The sequence below is a fragment of the Microcoleus sp. MOSTC5 genome (assembly GCF_036701825.1).
In the GTDB taxonomy this organism is placed as follows: Bacteria; Cyanobacteriota; Cyanobacteriia; order Cyanobacteriales; family Microcoleaceae; genus Microcoleus; species Microcoleus asticus.
This window is the reverse complement of the sequence record NZ_JAUBRK010000009.1, coordinates 117,512-135,972: the sequence shown is the minus strand read 5'-3', so window position 1 is coordinate 135,972 and position 18,461 is coordinate 117,512. Positions and strand designations below refer to the sequence as shown.

15 protein-coding genes are annotated in these 18,461 nt (G+C 46.9%); 9 read left to right on the top strand and 6 right to left on the bottom strand.

Features of this window, described 5'->3' with window-relative positions; all coding sequences use genetic code 11:
- Positions 1-97 precede the first annotated feature (97 nt).
- Positions 98-1,141, bottom strand: coding sequence for an ATP-binding protein (locus QUA54_RS06880; protein WP_333413935.1), 1,044 nt, complete (start codon positions 1,139-1,141; stop codon positions 98-100).
- Between the two features lie 159 nt (positions 1,142-1,300).
- Between QUA54_RS06880 and QUA54_RS06875 the strand changes: the two genes are divergently transcribed.
- Together QUA54_RS06875 and QUA54_RS06870 are read left to right on the top strand one after the other, a co-directional pair.
- Positions 1,301-1,594, top strand: a complete 294-nt coding sequence (locus tag QUA54_RS06875) for a hypothetical protein (RefSeq protein WP_333200244.1) — start codon at positions 1,301-1,303, stop codon at positions 1,592-1,594.
- Between the two features lie 132 nt (positions 1,595-1,726).
- Positions 1,727-1,924: a DNA-binding protein gene (locus tag QUA54_RS06870; RefSeq protein WP_333199067.1), complete on the top strand. Its 198-nt coding sequence runs from the start codon at positions 1,727-1,729 to the stop codon at positions 1,922-1,924.
- A gap of 196 nt (positions 1,925-2,120) precedes the next feature.
- Here the strand turns inward: QUA54_RS06870 and QUA54_RS06865 are convergent, their stop codons facing one another.
- The 3 genes from QUA54_RS06865 to lepA all read right to left on the bottom strand — a co-directional run bounded on the left by QUA54_RS06865 (position 2,121) and on the right by lepA (position 4,842).
- Positions 2,121-2,525: a transcriptional regulator gene (locus QUA54_RS06865; RefSeq protein ID WP_333304658.1), complete on the bottom strand. Its 405-nt coding sequence runs from the start codon at positions 2,523-2,525 to the stop codon at positions 2,121-2,123.
- Entirely contained in the window at positions 2,509-2,808 is a 300-nt protein-coding gene (locus QUA54_RS06860) for a type II toxin-antitoxin system HigB family toxin (protein ID WP_333147832.1), read from the bottom strand. Before QUA54_RS06860 ends, QUA54_RS06865 begins: the two co-directional genes overlap by 17 nt.
- 219 nt (positions 2,809-3,027) lie before the next feature.
- Positions 3,028-4,842, bottom strand: a complete 1,815-nt coding sequence (gene lepA / locus QUA54_RS06855; protein ID WP_333200249.1) for a translation elongation factor 4 — start codon at positions 4,840-4,842, stop codon at positions 3,028-3,030.
- A gap of 327 nt (positions 4,843-5,169) precedes the next feature.
- On the opposite strand from lepA, the gene QUA54_RS06850 reads away from it, so the two are divergent.
- The 3 genes from QUA54_RS06850 (at position 5,170) to QUA54_RS06840 (ending at position 9,443) form a co-directional block, all read left to right on the top strand.
- On the top strand, positions 5,170-5,397 hold the full coding sequence (locus QUA54_RS06850; RefSeq protein WP_172191156.1) for a type II toxin-antitoxin system CcdA family antitoxin: 228 nt from the start codon (positions 5,170-5,172) through the stop codon (positions 5,395-5,397).
- A gap of 562 nt (positions 5,398-5,959) precedes the next feature.
- On the top strand, positions 5,960-7,858 hold the full coding sequence (locus QUA54_RS06845; protein ID WP_333413934.1) for an ATP-binding protein: 1,899 nt from the start codon (positions 5,960-5,962) through the stop codon (positions 7,856-7,858).
- A 775-nt stretch (positions 7,859-8,633) separates the two neighbouring features.
- Positions 8,634-9,443: a GAF domain-containing protein gene (locus tag QUA54_RS06840; RefSeq protein WP_333413933.1), complete on the top strand. Its 810-nt coding sequence runs from the start codon at positions 8,634-8,636 to the stop codon at positions 9,441-9,443.
- 307 nt (positions 9,444-9,750) lie between these two features.
- Here the strand turns inward: QUA54_RS06840 and QUA54_RS06835 are convergent, their stop codons facing one another.
- Both QUA54_RS06835 and QUA54_RS06830 read right to left on the bottom strand, forming a co-directional pair.
- Positions 9,751-11,289: a PAS domain S-box protein gene (locus tag QUA54_RS06835; protein WP_333413932.1), complete on the bottom strand. Its 1,539-nt coding sequence runs from the start codon at positions 11,287-11,289 to the stop codon at positions 9,751-9,753.
- 4 nt (positions 11,290-11,293) lie between these two features.
- Positions 11,294-11,509, bottom strand: a complete 216-nt coding sequence (locus QUA54_RS06830) for a hypothetical protein (RefSeq protein ID WP_333413931.1) — start codon at positions 11,507-11,509, stop codon at positions 11,294-11,296.
- Positions 11,510-11,606: 97 nt separating this feature from the next.
- Between QUA54_RS06830 and QUA54_RS06825 the strand changes: the two genes are divergently transcribed.
- From QUA54_RS06825 to QUA54_RS06810, 4 genes are all read left to right on the top strand, one after another.
- Entirely contained in the window at positions 11,607-12,257 is a 651-nt protein-coding gene (locus QUA54_RS06825; RefSeq protein WP_333413930.1) for a DUF3386 domain-containing protein, read from the top strand.
- Positions 12,258-12,538: 281 nt separating this feature from the next.
- Entirely contained in the window at positions 12,539-12,775 is a 237-nt protein-coding gene (locus QUA54_RS06820; RefSeq protein WP_172191146.1) for a NifU family protein, read from the top strand.
- A 165-nt stretch (positions 12,776-12,940) separates the two neighbouring features.
- A complete protein-coding gene (locus QUA54_RS06815) occupies positions 12,941-15,187 on the top strand; it encodes a glycoside hydrolase (protein WP_333413929.1) in 2,247 nt (748 codons plus the stop codon).
- A gap of 373 nt (positions 15,188-15,560) precedes the next feature.
- Complete coding sequence (locus QUA54_RS06810) at positions 15,561-18,128, top strand: PAS domain S-box protein (RefSeq protein WP_333413928.1); 2,568 nt, start codon at positions 15,561-15,563, stop codon at positions 18,126-18,128.
- Positions 18,129-18,461: the final 333 nt, after the last annotated feature.

Sequence of the window (18,461 nt, the reverse complement as noted above, 5' to 3'; positions counted from 1 at the left end):
CACGGGTGGTGAGAAACCGGGTTTTTTACCGAATTTGCGATGCGCCAACGAAATATTATCGTAAAAAACCCGGTTTCTGGGCCCCGATCTGTAAGTCCTAGTTGATATAACGAGCATAAGTTTGATAGCACAACTGCATCAATTTCTGAGGATAGCCGCCACTTTCAGCAATTAACCCCGCAATTTCTGCCTCAGTAAAAGTCACGGGTTTGGCAACAAGTATTAACCATTCAGCGTGGAGGCGACTAGCAATAAATTCACGGCAGATTTTTTCATCCCATTGCTTCAGAGTTTCCTCAATGCAAATTCCTTTAAAAGGAGATGTCATATTTTTGTCTTGACTGTCAGGAAACAGCGTATCCAGAGAGGTGCAGGCGGCGACAACTAGACGCAAAGGTGCGTTATTTCCCTCCGCCAAACCCCGCAATTGGCCGCGTACTTGGTTAGTAAATCCATCCCAGGTCATTTTCTCGACTTCATCTAAAAGCAACAGCAATCGGTGCGATTCTAAAGCCCGTTCTAGTAAATATCCCTTCACTGTCTCGATACCCGCTTTGTGGCATAAAGCACCGTAAAAGTCATTTTCATCGCAAACATTTTTTAAATCGAGGTAAATGGGTTGGCGCGGATGATGGAGTTGATGTGGTGCTTCTCGGTAAATGGCTTGTAGCACAGAACTTTTGCCGATCGCTCTTTCACCAATGATTGCTACGCTACTGCCACAATTCAGCGTCTGGAACACCCACCGAATTTCCCTTTCTCTGCCAAAGAAAAATCGCGGATCGTCTATCTTGCCATGCTGGGGAATAAAGGGATTATTATGGTTGATATTTAGCTGTTCTAATTCTGCTATTGGATTGTCATTTGGTAAGGATGTTTGGGGCGATGTAGTTGTATTAAGCTTTTTAATTTCTTGCCAATCCAATCCTAAAGCCTTGCAAATTCCAACAAAATACTGGCGTTTGACTCTGTTGCCGGTGAAAAAATTATTAACTGTTTGAAGACTAATGCTTTTCTGGAGAGTTTTGCCTTCCACCACGACGTAATCGGCTAAGTCTTCGCGACTCCAGCTTTTGCCTGTGAGAGCAATTGTTGCTTTTGCGATTCCGGCCTTAGATGCTGTGAGCGTTGGTTGTGGCATACCTAAATTACAGACCTTTTAAGTATTATAGCGAGCGATCGCCAACCAAACGCATCCTAAACGCATATCAAACTCATAGTATTTGAAACCCATACACACCTTGGCTTTCAAGGTTTTGCCCTTTATGATTAAAACATCACCAATCAAAAGGTAGCAATTATGAAAGCTCAACCAAATATGACACCTGCTAAACCTAAATCTCCTAAAATGACTCCTAAAAACACTTCTCCTAAATCTCTCTCTCCTTTCGAGTACGTCTTCGCAACTGTTGTCTGTATTACCTTTTTTTCTGGAGGGATGTCTTTTTGGATTAGTACAGAAGTTCAGCTATCTCCCCAACGAGAACGCATTTTCGAGAATTGCAATCGCACTTGGAATATGGGTGTGGGTGCGATTTTCGGAATTTTAGGTAGTAAGGTAGTTCAAGATGATGATGATGATGATAATGAGTAATTTCTGATAGTTTATTTGCAAAAAGGCGATCGCCCGACCTGTCCAAAAGTGCGATCGCTCTTTTAAAAACCCTAACTCCTGCTCAGACAGTTGACGTGCTAAACTCAGAGTATCGTCACAGCCACAAACAGAATGCAAACCATTACCATCACAATTCCAGACGATCGCCTGCACAAGCTCCAAGAAACCGCCAACCGCCTCGGCGTTTCCCTAGAAGCATTACTGCTTGCGGGTGCTGAAAACTTGCTCGCACCACCAGAAACATCCTTCCAAAATGCTATGGAATACGTCCTCAAAAAGAATGCTGAACTTTACCAAAAGCTCGCGTAATGCGGTATCTAACTTTAACAGAAGTCTTAGAACTTTATCGGCGCATTATTGCGCTGTCATATTGTTCCTAATTCTATTTGAGAAATTCGGGCTCTGAAAACTAAACTGTATTATGCCACAGTGCGATCGCCCTTCATCTCCAAAACTCCGTGAAGCGTAGCTATACCGTCGGGAATCGCCCTTAATCTCACTTCCCTTAATTACAGAACAAACTCGGCTCTACATGAAAAAAACTTCCCAGAATCAATGCCAGCTCTTTACCAATATCTCGATCGCCGTTAACCACTTCATACACTCTTTTTTCAGAGCCAATCACTCCCACCAAATCCGCAGGCTGTAACTCTCTTTGTTCTATCAAAAACAGCAATATTGAATGAGGCGTTGCTGTGAGTCCTGGTGCATAGTATTCTTGCTCAAATTTTTCAATTAATGCAATTAGCAATTCATATAACTCGTCTTCTTCAGGAGTGCGATCGCCCCGGTGCATTAACTCTTCCACCATAGCCAGAGCCTTCTCATTATCCGCTTCATTTCTAATGATTTTAGGTTGATACAGAGACAATAACTCTTTGTATTTATCTGGATTAAAAGTAAGGGTCATTTTTCCATTTCTCCTTATCATACTCAGCATGGGTGAGAATATATTTGATATAAATTAATTGGCTTTCATAATCCATACTAACGATTAATCGATAATTATTACCTTTGATATTAAAAACTGTAAACCCTCCAACAGCTTCGGCTTTAGGAAAAACAGATTGTACCTCAATTAAATTAGACCATTTAGCCTTGCTAGCAATTTTAAACCAGTTATCCAAAGCTTCCCCGCAATCAGCATGAGTTTCGCTGTATTCACGCACCCGTTTGTAGCTGATTATGTGCATCTACTATACGCAATTTAAACTAAGTTTTAGTTTAGCTCAACCAATTTCTTTGGTCAAGAGCGATCGCCCTTAATCTGCAAAAGGTAGAATAGGCCGGAAAGCCTGTTCCTAGAACCCCATTTGTGGAACAGACCGGAAAGCCTGTTCCTAGAACCGACAAAAAAACAGACTCTTTGTGGAACAGGCAAGATCCCTGTTCCTGACAAAAAGCCACACAGATTACGAATCCCGATCGAGCTTCAGCACAGCCATAAAAGCCTCTTGCGGCACATCCACAGTACCCACAGACTTCATCCGCTTCTTACCCTTCGCCTGCTTTTGCAGCAACTTTTTCTTCCGCGAAATATCACCGCCGTAACACTTCGCCAACACATCTTTCCGCAAAGCCGGAATGTGTTCCGAAGCAATCACCTTAGCGCCAATTGTCGCTTGAATCGGCACCTTAAACTGGTGGCGGGGAATCAACTCCTTGAGTTTTTCCGTCAACCCGCGGCCCACATTATAAGCCTTATCGCGGTGTACGATCATCGCCAAAGCGTCAACCGGATCGCCATTAATTAAAATGTCCAATTTCACCAACGGATTTTCGCGGTAGCCAATTATGTGATACTCCATGCTCGCATAACCGCGCGATCGCGATTTCATCTGGTCAAAAAAGTCCGTCACCACCTCCGCCAAAGGCAACTCGTAAACTAGCGTAGTTCTGCCTTGACTCAGATACTTCATATCCATAAAAATGCCCCGCCGACTTTGAGACAGTTCCATCAGCGCGCCCACATAAGTTTCCGGCGACAGCATTTCTACCCGCACATAAGGTTCCTCAATTTTCTCGCGATACTGAGGATCAGGCAAGTGGCTGGGATTGTCAATTGTTAAGAGTTCTCCTTTAATTGTTGTGACTTGATAAACCACAGAAGGAGCCGTAACAATTAAATCCAAATTGTATTCTCTCTCCAGTCGTTCTTGCACAATTTCCATGTGCAGCAAACCCAAGAAACCGCAGCGGAAACCAAATCCCATCGCACTCGAAGTTTCCGGTTCGTAAGAAAGCGCCGCATCGTTGAGTTCGAGTTTTTCTAAAGCTTCCCGCAAATCTGGAAATTGGTCAGCATCGATCGGGAACAAGCCGCAAAAAACCATCGGCTTTGCCTCTGTATAACCCGGCCAAGGCTCCGATGCAGGCTTTTTGACCAAAGTAATCGTATCGCCGACGCGAGCATCAGCTACCGCTTTAATTGCCGCGCCCAGATAACCAACTTCCCCCGCGTGCAGTTCGTCTACTGGAACTTGAGTCGGTGAAAGGATGCCCAATTCATCGATGACATATTCCTTACCCGAAACCATCAACAAAACTCGATCGCCCTTTTTGACACTTCCGTCCATCACGCGGAAATACACAATTACCCCGCGATAAGCGTCGTAATAACTGTCAAAAATTAGCGCCCGCAGCGGTTTGTCAACAGTATCCTGCGGTGGCGGCACCAATTCGACGATCGACTCCAAAATCTCATTTATACCAATTCCTTCCTTAGCCGAAGCCTCAATCGCCCCGCTACAGTCCAGACCGATAATTTCTTCAATTTCCCCTTTTACCCGTTCCGGTTCTGCCCCCGGCAGGTCAATTTTATTTAAAACAGGAATAATTTCCAAATTGTTTCCCAAGGCAAGGTAGACATTTGCCAGGGTTTGTGCTTCCACGCCTTGAGATGCGTCTACCACCAGCAGCGCCCCTTCGCAAGCAGCGAGCGATCGCGACACCTCGTAAGAAAAGTCCACGTGTCCGGGAGTGTCGATCAGATTGAGTACGTACTCCTGACCGTCCTTGGCAGTGTAATTCATCCGAGCCGCCTGCAGCTTAATCGTAATGCCGCGTTCGCGCTCGATATCCATATTGTCTAAAAACTGCTCCTTCATCTCCCGTGGCTGCACAGTCCCAGTCGCCTGCAACAGGCGATCGGCCAAGGTGGATTTTCCGTGGTCGATGTGAGCAATAATCGAAAAATTGCGAATGCGAGATACAGGGACGTTAGTCATGTTTTTTGTCAAAGAGCTAATCGGCAAAGGATACTTTTTGTTGTATGATTACACAAGCAAGAGTAGAGTGCTTACTTCCACCTCTTACTGGGATTGAGATCAAACCACAACTGAGGCAAACCTCAAGAGTATCAGTTATTACCCTTTCAAGTGTCCGACCGAGCCCGGACACCCAAAAGGAAAAAACTTTTCTCTCTCTCATTGTACAGAAAGCGGTTAAGCGGTTGAGGAAAGGTTGGGTGCAAATCAGGGACTTCAAATATCTAGTCCAGTCGGTTGTCATCAAAAGAATTGAAACTTAAGAATTAAAACTAGGATTTTTTAACTATGAGCGAATCAAGAATACCATCCCACAGTTCCTCAGAAAAAGTCGAACTGTCCATCCATATCGATCCTGAACTGCTAGACCAAATTAAGCACTTGACGAATGACCCCAGCAAAGTCATTGAAACAGCAATCAAGCAGTGGCTCAGAGGCGAGCGCCGCGAAGACGAGCTGGCTCTGAATTTGCGCCGCAACCCCCCAGTCCCGCCGCGCGGCGAGTGGAACGACTGAGCTTCTCTTGCCCCAGACGGCGCGCGCAAATCTGCGGGCTGTAAAATTTAGATCGCGCAGGCGATCTCCGGCAGATTTCGCCGCGAAAGCTACAGGTTGTTCGGAGCGAACTGCGCTAACTCACAACCTCGTAACTCTTCAAGGTGACGGAAAAAATGCGCGATCCAGTCCCCGACTAGAGTTGTTTGCAGCCTTAGATTTTGGCGTAATTTTCAAACTCGATCGTTAATCGGTGCAGATTCCTAACTCCTAAATCTTAATTGTTATTTTTTAATTACCCAAAACGGCTGACAACAAAGAGTTTTGAGCTTTGAGTTAAGTTCAGAATTAAATAATCAATTTTTTTTGATTTCATTGATTGCTAAAAAATCAATGGTAGAAGCATAAAATTGTTGCGATTTGTGAGTTTTGATAGGTTAATTTTTAATTAAAAAGTCAACAACTTTTTAGTAGATTAATAACTCACAACTTAACGGTCGAAGCCCAAAACAATTTGGAGTCGTGAGTTTTTAATTAAAAACTCACGACTCCAAAATCAGAACTACTTTCATCCTCTACTCTGATGGACTCTAACACAGATTTCCGGCGATCGAGCCTCGCCTCTACAGCCTTTTTTCAAGAGTTAGGGGCAGAATTAGTATTTACCCAAGACGCCTCTGGTCGATATCTATCTTTTTACTGGCAAAAAGCCGAGCAGTACAACCTCACAGCAGAACAAATTGTCGATCGCCCCCTCAGCGAAACCCTGCAACCCATCGCCCCTGAGCCTTATCTCGATATCCTGCGGCGGGCGCTTGAAACCCTCGTACCGCAACGCTTCAGCTATCCATTTTCCCACGCCGGACAATATTTTCTCTTCGATTTGACACTCACTCCGGCGATCGACTCAAACGGCAAAGCTGCAAAAGTCTTAGTTATGGGAAGGCTGCTGTCTGACAAACCCACAGACAGACCGCCAGATTCACCAGAATTCATGCTCTATCGAGCTTTGCCATCCCCCTCGGACGCCCACCGACAAATGATGCTTTCCGCGAGCCGCATCCCCGGTCGATCGCTCCCTCCGTACTCGGAAATCGACCGCAAAACCATCTCCCAAATCGCTCAAAACCTGCATAAAACCCTCGACCTAGAGACAATTTGGCAGCAAACTGTTAACAGTTTGGGTCAAGTCTTGAACGCGAGTCGCTGCATCATCTGTTCCTACACAAAAGACAGCGAAAATCTCGAATCCTCCCCGTTCCTAGCCTCGGAAAAGCAACAAAATTATTCAGCCGCAGCAGCCGAATTACAACACTCAATTGCCAGCGACCGCTCGCCCCCGCTTTCCCCAGCTCAAATCGAAAATCTCCAATCGAAAACTTTTAAAGTAGTAGCTGAGTACCGCCAAGAACCTTACTCTTCTATGCTGGGATTAGAACTGCGCGCAGCGGAACAGCAGGGGTGGATTCAAACTTTAGCCACCCTAAAGCCAGTAGCAGTAGATTACGCCTCCCCCCTCGCCGATCCCTTCCACCGTCATTCCGTGCTCGTAGCAGCTACTTCCCATGAAGACCAACCCAATGCACTGATATGTTTGCACCGCTGCGGCAGTTCCCCGAAATGGAGTCCTGTCGAACTCGAATTCGCCCGCGAGTTAGTCGCTCAAGTCGGCAGTGCGATCGCCCACGCTACACTTTACCAAGAATTAGAACAGGCCCGCGCCGAAGCCGTAGCTCTTTCCCAACTTAAAAGTCAATTTCTTGCCAATACTTCTCACGAACTCCGCACCCCCCTCAACGGCATCCTCGGTTTCCTGAAACTGCTTGTGGACGGCATGGCAGATGACCCCGAAGAAGCGCACCAATTTATCGAAGAAGCTTACCGCTCGGCAGTACATTTGTTCAATGTTATTAACGATATTTTGGATGTCGCTAAAATCGAAGCTGGCAAAATGGAGTTAGACCTCGCTCCCGTCCAACTCGGCGAACTCTTGCAACAAGTTGAGAATTTCACACGGGTTCAAGTCGAGCAAAAGCGATTGCAATTTCAAATCCAAAAACCCGCTGTGGAAGACGAGATTATTGTATATGGCAACTACCAACGCCTGCTTCAAGTAATCTTGAACCTAACGGGCAATGCAATTAAATTTACCGGGGAAGGGGGAATTCGCATCAGTGCCGAAGTTATTAAGAAAAAGGTGACTGTTGACAACCAGCAGTTCCCCGGAATGGTAAAAATTCGAGTCGCTGATACTGGCATTGGGGTTTCTCTCGACAAGCAAGATAAATTATTTGAGTCGTTTTTTCAGGTGGACGGCGATCGTACCAGGCAATACGGCGGCACCGGTTTGGGATTGGCTATTTCTCAAAAACTGGTAGAAGCAATGGGGGGTACAGTAAATTTTTACAGTATGGGGGAAGGACTGGGATCGACTGTTACTTTTACTGTGCCGCTTTATCAAGAACCACTATTGAAAAATTAATCACTGGTAATCAATCATCGGTAATCGATCGTCGGGACTTTGAAGTAATCAGGAGTCAGCAAGAGGGAATTAGGAATCAGGAATCAGGAAAAAAACAGCTATACCAGTTCTCAACTTTCGTGCGGTACTCGCCAGCTTTCTTACCAATTAGCAATTAGCAATTAGCAATTACCCAACTGTACCTCACTCACTTAAAAATTGCCTGAAGAATTGCTAGATTCGTGTATCCGCGAGTTCCATTTCGTGAATAAAGGTCATCGATAATTAGTAATTATCCTACCCAAACAGTTCGATCGCCAGTGTATCAATTTTAACTTTTCTCCGTCGCCAAGCTCCCTCCTTGGGATGTTGGAAATCAGATCGATCGCCCCCGCCGCTTCCGGGCCCTACCCAGAATTCGCATCAATGGAATCCGGGGGTACGGATAACAAAGCCGATCTTTATCTGTCCGCTGGGAGCTAACACCTCCGAGTAAACCCCCGTAAACCGCCAACTTTACAAGAACTTAATCCCAGCTTGCATCACAGATTCAGCTTCTCAAACCCCTAAAGTAAAGGATTATTTAGAATACTGGATACTCTCTGTTCTCTGTAAAAATCATAAAGATCTTGTAAAGACACCGAAACTACTTAGTAATGTTTGACGGCTTGTGGCAAGATTTAAGTATAATTACGTAATTCCTAAATCGGACAGCGACAGGCTGGTAAATTCGGTAAATTCCTGCTCTGTTGGCCCAGTGGTACACTTTTGCCAGTGTAGTAGAACAAGGGTTGCTATGAATCAGCAAATATCAGCTCAATCGCAAAAACTTTTACTCCAAATTGGCAGAAAGATTCGTCGAACCTTGGATCTTGATACCATCTGGCAGCAAACAGTTAACAGTCTGGGAGAAACACTAGGCGTCAGCCGCTGCATCATTTGTCCTTATGAAAGTTCTAGCCTGCAAGTCAAAGTAGCTGCTGAATACTGCCAAGAACCATTTTTACCCATGCTGGGAATGGAAATCTCGCTCACAGCAACACCTCATTTCATTCAAGCTCTAGCCACCCTCGAACCGGTGGTAGTAGAGTCCTTTGCAGCCAATGACCATTTTGGGCCGCAGTCGCTGCTAGTGCTGGCTACCGCTTATCAAGACCAACCTAACGGCATAATTAGCTTGCATCGGTGCCAGGGCCGATCGTCGCGGAAGGGTAAGACCGATCGACCTTGGACTCAATGCCAAATCGAATTTGCACAAGAACTTGCCGATCAAGTAGGAAGTGCGATCGCCCTCGCCACCCTCTACCAAGAGCGCAGCAAGCGAGTACAAGGACTATCCGAGATCAAAAAGCAATTTTTGTTGAAGGCGTCCCACGAGCTGCGCACTCCCCTAAATCACATCATCGGCTATCTACAACTAACCATAGACGATCAAGCTGACGATCCGATCGAGGAGAGAGATTTTATCCAAGAAGCTCACCGTTCGGCTATCCACCTTTCTAAGGTAATTTCCAATATCTTAGATTACATTGAGTTAAGTGAAGCTTGCCAGACTCACGGAGAGTTAGCCGCTTTCAGGAGCCAGGAGAAATCTGAGAACCAGTAAAGATTCGAGCGGCGTATTCAAAAAGTCGAATATTTACCGTGCAGACAAGTCTTCCGCCTGACAAATCGGACACTTTATCGATAGATTCCTTCAATAAATTCCGTAGCTGGTTAATCTATTATTTTTAGGTAATTAGAGTTTTATACAGCGCAGGAGACCAACTACTACACCTAGCAACCAGGTGTATTTATCATATTATGTGCGCTCGATCTACTGCCATCGAATAGGTTATTTTACCGGAAATGATATCGCCAGCAAAAGATTGCAGTTTCACACTTTCCATGCTCTTAACTTGTGCTTGATAAGATTAGCGTTCGCCCTTTTTTTTAGGAGTTTTTGGAGGGCTGACATAGCGCGCCCAAAAAGGTTCCTCGATATCTTTCATCGCTGCTAATTTTTGGCGCTCTTCCTCTATGCGCTTGCGTTCTGAAAGATCGGAAAATATGTTGATACTGCCGACAGTCTGACCGCCCGCATCTCGCACGGGAGCGGTCCAAAACCAAACATCGATCGAGCTACCATCTTTTTTCAACAAAGATACTTCCACACCGTTGTGCGGTTGGCCATTAGACGCAGACTTCAGCAGCGCGTAAAAATCTTGCTTTTGGCCTCCAGGAATATTCGGTAAAGGTTTCCCTAAAACCTCAGCCGCAGTCCAGCCAAAAAAAATTTCGGCGGCGCGGTTCCAAACAATGGTATTGCCGTCATTGCTGGTACAGTTAATCGCCAGCGGCGCCGATGCTATCTGCGCTTGCAAAACTTGGTTAACGAGTTGCAGTTTCAATTCTACTTGCTTGCGATCGGTAATTTCCTGACAAGCGCCCCACAAACGGACAACCCGTTCAGCAGTTTTGTCCCACACCACTTGCCAGTAGTCCCGCACCCAGCGCACCTCGCCTTTTTGATTAATAATGCGATACTCGTTGGCTCCCGTGCGGCTGAAACTACAGCATTCTAATTGTTTAATTAATATTTCCCGGTCGTCGGGATGAACGATCTCGGAGTTCCACCAACCAAACGATTCTAATTCTTCAGGAACGAGACCGGCGCAGCGCTCAAAAGCTTCTGTCGCCCACTCGCAGGCGAACTTGCCGTCTGGCAGTCCCTTAAAAGAATAGGCAAAATCCGAAGTAATTTGCGACATAACTCTGTAGTGCAGTTCCGACTCCCGGACTGCCATTTCTGCTTGCTTGCGTTCCCCTATTTCCCGCGAATTAATTATAACTCCCTGCACGCTAGAATCGGAAACCAAACTGTTACCTATCGACTCGATGTAGAGCCAATAACCGTCAGCGTGGCGTATCCGATATTCGATCGGTCCAGCAATTGCGGGAGCTTCTAACAAATTGCCAAAATACGCCTGCCAAGCCAGTAAATCGTCTGGATGGATTAACTCGCCGTGAAAATTGCCAATTCTTTCTTCTAGGTTGTAACCCAAAAGCCGCTGTAAAGCTCCGCTGTGGTATCGAACTCGCCCGTCGGAGCCGACAATACTAATTAGATCCGGAGAATTGCGCAGCAGAGCTTGCAGTTTTGCTTCGCTTTTAATTAATCCTTGATTGTCCCTGCGGTACTGGCTGATTTGTTTTGCCAACTGCTCCTGTAGCTGTCTGATTTGCGATGCTTGCTGGGCGACAGTGCGTTCCAAGAGGCGATTATTTTTTTCAATTTCAACCAGCTTTGCTTCGTTATATCTCGCGCTTTCAAACAGGCTGCTGGCTGCTATTTTCTGCAAAGAATTTGATAATTTTTCCAGAGTTTTTTTTAAAATTGCCTGTTGCGGTGGTGGCAATTCGCTAGCTTGTTTCTGCAATGTTTCTAAATGTTTGTAGACTGTTTCTAGCATTTTATTAATGGGGGAATCTGAGAGTTGCCACAGGTGCAACCCCTAAAAAGCGGACACAAGTTTTTTCAAAATAACCGATAACTAAGACTGCTGTCTGGCGATCGACCGATCGCGATCTCAATAACCAGCCATTTTGTGATTTTATTTTCAGATCGTAGCAACCGATAGAGAAAGTAAATTCGGCGTTGCGATCGAATTGCCAGCCCAGCAGCACGCTCAAGAAGCGGCCAGGAGTGCGGGTAACTCCCCTATCCAGTGAATGTGGGGCTTCTCGCGGTTAAGCTAAACTAGATGGGTGTCAAGAGAAAGAGGGATTTATGACAGAGCAAGCCAACGCTCGCGATTTGTTTCGCGCTGCTTACGAACACCGCTATACCTGGGATGCTAATTTTCCCGGTTACAGTGCCGATATTGAACTCAAACAGGGCGAGGAAGTATACACGGGTCATGTTTCCATCAAACCCGACATGAGCGTGGAAGTCACCGGCATTGAAGACGAGGAAGTGCAGCAAAGCGTCTACACCCAAATGCGCGATATTGTCACCCACCGCAAACGCTCGACATTTGAAAAATCTCACGGCAAAAATAGCTTCACCTTGGGCGAGAAAGACAGCACCGACGCTGTGGATATTTTAGTGCAAGGCGACTCAATGGGTTCTAACTATAAAATCCGAGGTCTTTCAATTTGTCAAGTCAGCCGGGTGATGGGCCGCATGGCTTTCGTAATTGACACGCACAAAAGCTTAGAAACACCCGAAGGTTCTTTGGCGACTCACTACGATGCCGTTTTCCGCAACCCCCAAACAGACGAAATCATCAGAGAACTCGAATTTGAAGATACCTTTGACAAGATAGGCGACTATTATGTCATGACAAAGCAAGTAGTTCGATCGAAAGAAAAAGGTCAACTGACAACAACCGAGTTCAACTACTCCAACGTCAAACTGCTAGAACCAGCAGTAGTGTAGCGCTAACCAAAAAACCGGATTTCTTAAATAAAACGGGTTTTTTTTGGATAACGTATCAGAATCAACTTGATTTGGCAGCAAGTAACGCTACGATCGAACCAGAGACCGAATTCAGATCTAGCATCAGCGTGACAGAAACCGGGTTTCCTGCGGCCAGCTCACCCGAGTGCGCAAGTCTTTTTTCAAGAAACCCGGTTGCTTAAATCCTGCGCGGTTGAGAATGCTGCCCTTGAGTCAAATCGAACAAAATCAACTGCAAGAAATCATCACAGAGGCGAAATATGACACTAGCACTAACGAAAGATAACGTCGAAACAGTTCTCGATGAAATGCGGCCCTACCTGATATCAGATGGCGGCAACGTCGAGCTCGTAGAAATCGACGGCCCAGTCGTACACCTGAGACTGCAAGGAGCTTGCGGCTCTTGCCCCAGTTCCACAATGACTCTGAGAATGGGTATTGAACGCCGCCTGCGCGAGGCCATCCCAGAAATTGCCGAAGTCGAACAGGTAATGTAATTAGTCAGTTGGTAATTGGCAGTTGGCAGTTGACGGTTGACAGTTGACTGTTACCAATTACCAGTTGACTGTTACCAATTACCAAATTCAATTACCAATTACCAAATTCAATTACCAATTACCAATTACCAATTACCAATTACCAATTACCAATTACACAATTCAATGTCTCACCCTCTTTATGTAGCCTTCATTTGGCACCAACACCAACCGCTGTACAAATCCCGAGTATCAGCTAGCACAGCAGCATCTCAGTACCGACTGCCTTGGGTGCGCTTGCACGGAGTCAAAGACTACTTGGATTTAGTTCTCCTTCTGGCAAAATATCCCAAACTGCATCAAACGGTAAACCTGGTTCCGTCCTTGATTTTGCAGATAGAAGACTGCATCGCAGACAGAGCATTAGACCCTTACTTGGCGGTAACTTTAAAGCCAGCAGAAACTTTAAAGATCGAAGAACAAGAGTTTATTTTAGAACACTTTTTTGACGCCAATTACCACACTCTGATTCAGTCGCATCCCCGCTACGATCGACTCTACACTCAGCGGCAGGAAAAAGGCATTCAGTGGTGTTTGGCAAACTGGAAATTGCAGGATTTTAGCGACTTGCTGGCGTGGCACAATTTAGCTTGGATTGACCCGATGTTTTGGGACGACCCTGAGATAGCAGGGTGGCTCAAACAAGGACAAAATTTTAGTTTGGCCGATCGAAAAAACATCTACTCAAAACAAAAAGAAATCCTCGCCCGCATCATTCCCCAGCACCGTAAAATGCAAGCTGAGGGACAGTTGGAAGTCTCCACAACCCCCTACACACACCCGATTTTACCGCTGCTTGCCGACACCAACGGCGGCCGCATAGCCATTCCAAACATGACGCTGCCACAACACCGGTTTCAGTGGGAAGAAGATATTCCCCGACACCTGAGAAAAGCCTGGGAAATGTATGAAGACAGGTTTGATTGCCAACCGCGCGGTTTGTGGCCGTCGGAACAAGCAGTCAGCCCGGAAATTTTGCCCTACATTGCCAAACAAGGCTTTAAATGGATAGTCTCGGACGAAGCAGTATTGGGGTGGACAATTAAACACTTTTTTAACCGCGACGCGGCAGGGAATGTCAGCGAACCAGAATTGTTATATCGCCCTTACCGTTTAGAAACTCCTGACGGCGATTTAGCCATAGTATTTAGAGACCACAGATTGTCCGACTTGATCGGGTTTACTTACGGTTCGATGGAACCGAAAAAAGCAGCATCAGATTTAGTTGGGCACTTAGAAGCGATCGGCAAAACTCTCAAACACCGACAGTCCGACGGCCAAACAGCTTTAGAAAATCCCTGGTTAGTGACGATCGCCCTAGACGGCGAAAATTGCTGGGAATTCTATCCCCAAGACGGCAAACCGTTCTTAGAATCCCTCTATCAAACTCTCAGCGACAATCCAGATATCAAATTAGTTACAGTCTCGGAATTTCTCGACAAATTCCCAGCAACCGAAACAATTCCCGCAGCCCAACTGCACACCGGTTCCTGGGTGGACGGTTCCCTCACAACTTGGATCGGCGATCCCGCGAAAAATCGGGCTTGGGACATATTAGGGCCCGCCAGACAAATGCTGGCAAACCATCCAGAGGCCACAGAAGAAAGCAACCCAGAAGCTTGGGAAGCGCTTTACGCTGCCGAAGGTTCCGACTGGTTCTGGTGGTTTGGCGAAGGCCACACATCGAACCAAGATGCCATGTTCGACCAGCTATTCCGCGAACACGTAGCGGCGATTTACGAAGCTCTCGGCGAGCCGGTACCCCCGGAAGTGCGGCGGCAAGTAGAGGCGCACGAGGTTCAAGGCGACCACCTGCCGATGAGCTTTATTCACCCGGTAATTGACGGTATCGGCAACGAACAGGATTGGGACAAAGCCGGCCGGATTGAAGTTGGGGGAGCAAGGGGTACGATGCACCGGAGTTCGGCAATTCAGCGGCTTTGGTACGGGGTTGACCACTTGAATTTTTACATTCGCGCCGACTTCAAGGCAGGGGTGCGGCCGGGAATTGATTGCCCTCCAGAGTTAAATTTGTTCTGGTTTTATCCCGATCGCACGATGAAAAACAGTCTGATGCCGCTGTCTGGTTTACCTGACGAAGCACCGCTAAACTACCGATTCCACCATCAGTTAGAGATTAATTTGCTGACGAAATCGATTGCGTTTCACGAAGCAGGAGAGGGCGATGAGTGGCAGCCCCGCCTCAGCCGGGCCCAAGTGGGATTGGATAAATGTTTGGAGATAGCAGTGCCCTGGGCGGATTTACAGATTATGCCAGACTGGCAGGTGAGGCTGATTGCAGTTTTATCGGAAGGGGAGCGTTACTCTACCTGTATGCCGGAAGATGCTTTGATTGCGATCGGAATGCCGTAAAAAGTAATTAGTCATCAGTCATTAGTCATTAGTCTGTAGGGGCGGGTTTCACCAGCAAAATAGCACTGCCAAGCCAAATACTAAATATAAACCCGCCCCCCCCAACTGAATTAGTCAACACTCATTAGTCATTTTGTGAAGGAAAAAACAATTAAATAATTATCAACTTTTCTTGACAGGGAGATTCGGATATTGCTGCCTAATGCTTTCATCATTACGATCGCATCCGGTCGTTGTATAGCTATAAAATTTGTTTGTAGTGAGGGCTTGAGTCCTGATTGCAAAGAGGAAAGGATTCGTCAATACAAACCGTATAATGGTTAATTTACCGGATCATCATCATATCATTAGTCATGGGGAAATCAACAAACTAATGAGCTGCATTTTACTCTTGGTCGATCGCCACCAACAACCTAATTTCCCGATCGCCAACCTCAACACCGAGCATGAGGTGATCGTAGTCGATCGCGCTTTAGATCCCAACTCCGAATTTCCCCTTCCCCAAATCGCTTTTGACTTGTGCATTCTCGACGAGGCAAATTTCGATCGCATCGGGCCGCTGATAGAAGTATTAAAAGCTGCCGCCGAGCCGATATTTTTACCGTTTTTGCTCCTTAGTAAATCCCAAACGCCTGCTCTTTCTGAGCAATTTTCGCTGCCGCCAGCAAAACAACTCGATCGCAGAATTGACGATTTGATAGCAACTCCCCTCGATGCCGCCCAACTGCACTTGCGGGTAGAAAATTTGTTATCCCGCCGGCGGCTGTCGCTAGAACTCCACAGACTTCAAGAAGTAATTAAAGAAAGAACTTTTAAAGAAAGTTTGTTAATCGACTCGCTGCAAACGGCAAACGAAAACCTGCAACGGGAAATCGCCAAGCGGGCGGAGGTAGAAGCTGCAGGGCGAGAAAACTCCTATCTCGACTTGCTGATGAATGCCATGCCAGATATTGTCTGCTTCAAAGATGGCGAGGGCAGGTGGCAGGAGGCAAATCAAGCGATATTGGAAGTGTTCGAGCTAGAAAAAATAGACTACCGCGGCCTTAAAGATTTTCAGCTAGGAGAACTCAGCACTTTTTACCGCGAGGCCCTACAGGCGTGCGAGGTCAGCGATCGAGAAGCGTGGGCAAAAGGTAAGCTTTCTAGGGGAGAAGAAGTGATTCTCCGATCGGACGGTACTGTGAAAATCTACGACGTGATTAAAGTACCCGTATTTCACCCCGACGGCAGACGCAAAAGTATCGTGATTTTGGGCCGCGACATCACGGAATACAAGCAAGCTAGAGACGAACTCGTGCGCTTAGCGTCGATTGTCGAGTCTTCCGACGACGGTATAATCAGCAAAACCCTCGCCGGGACAATTCAGAGCTGGAACGCAGGAGCAGAGAAGATTTACGGCTACTGTGCGGCGGAAATCAAGGGGCAGTCGATCGAGATTTTAGCAATACCCGAACGCCCCAAGGAAATTCCCCAAATTCTGGAACATATTAGGGCGGGAGCCAGCATCGACCATTACGAAACCGTGCACTTGCGCAAAGACGGCCAACAGATAGATGTGTCCCTGACGATTTCTCCGATTAAAGACGCCACAGGAGCGGTAACCGGCGTTTCAACAATCTCTCGCGACATCAGCGACAGCAAGCGAGTCGAAAAAGCCTTTGAACAACTCCGCCACCAAACAGAAATGATTTTGTTCTCCGCAGGAGAAGGAATTTGCGGGTTGAACAGACATGGAAAAGTAACTTTTGTCAATCCTGCGGCGGTGAGAATGGCAGGCTGCGAATCGAAGCAATTGATCGATCGACCGCTCTATGAAAGCTTACACCGTTCACAGGAACAATCCTCAAAGGCGATCGAGCAACTGTCACCTGCAAGAGACATCAATTCAGGCTCTGAACTTGTCCCACACTGCGCGGCACCGCAGGCCGGCAAACTGCTGCCTCAGCGGGTAAGTTCTCAAATTTTAGCCACCTTGGAAGACGGAGAGGCGCGGCGCGTCACCGATGAGATTTTTTGGCGGCGAGACGGTAGCAGTTTTCCGGTTGAGTACGTTGTTGCTCCGATGCGAGAACAAGGCGAAATTATTGGAGCTGTGGTTACTTTTAAGGATATTACTGAGCGACTGGCGATCGAGCGCATGAAAGATGAATTCATCTCTGTTGTCAGCCACGAACTGCGGACGCCCATGACTTCGATTCACGGCGCCCTCGGCCTTCTCAACAGCGGCCTGCTTGACGTTTACCCCCACAAAGCCAAGCGGATGCTGGAGATTGCTGTCACTAACACTGACCGTTTGGTGCGCTTGGTCAACGACATCTTGGATTTAGAGCGGATGGAGTCGAATTACAGCACTGCCATCAAACAAACTTGCAATGTCGCTGAGCTGATGCGGCAGGCGGCCGACGAGATGCAAGGAATGGCTCAGGAGGCGGGAGTTACTCTGTCGGTGAGGCCTGTGGGGGCGCAATTGCAAGCTGTTCCCGATCGGCTAATTCAAACCTTGACAAATTTGCTCAGTAATGCTATCAAATTTTCTCCCTCCGGGGCTACGGTTTGGCTGAGCGGGGAGTTGATCCACAATCGGGATTTGGCAGAAAAAGCTGGGTTGAAGTCGGTGTCGTCTCCGTCTTTGTTGTCTGCTGAGGCTGCCCTCGCCCATCCGCACTTGACAGTATCGAGATCGTCGTACATCCTGATTGCTGTGAAAGACCAAGGGCGGGGTATTCCGGCAGACAAGCTGGAGATGGTCTTTGAACGGTTTCAACAGGTTGATGCTTCTGATTCTCGGCAGAAGGGAGGTACTGGTTTGGGGCTGGCTATTTGTCGCAGTATCGTGCAGCAGCACGGGGGCCGGATGTGGGTGGAGAGCGTTTTGGGGGAGGGCAGCACTTTTTTCTTAAGTCTGCCAGTTCCAAGGGAGGCGCTTGCAACGGAAAGTTAATTTCTACGCAGGTGTATCCAAAGTTACTGATTTTGTGCAGATTGTTCGATCGAGTCAATCGATTTTAGATTTTAGATTTTAGATTTTAGATTGAAGCATTGACCCCACGGATAAATTCGGGGGCTGGTTTATCGGATACAGGTTTTTTATTTCTCCACGGATGAATACGGGGGCTTGTATCCTGGATGCTTTCGGTCACCGACAAACAATCTCAGCCTTTTCTGTCGTTCGGGGACTGCGAGCAAAAACCGCGATTTGAGGTCGAAAAACGGCTTTTTTTGGGGGAGAGATTTTACAGCAACCGCGCCGGACGGTTAGGATGTTCTTAATTGT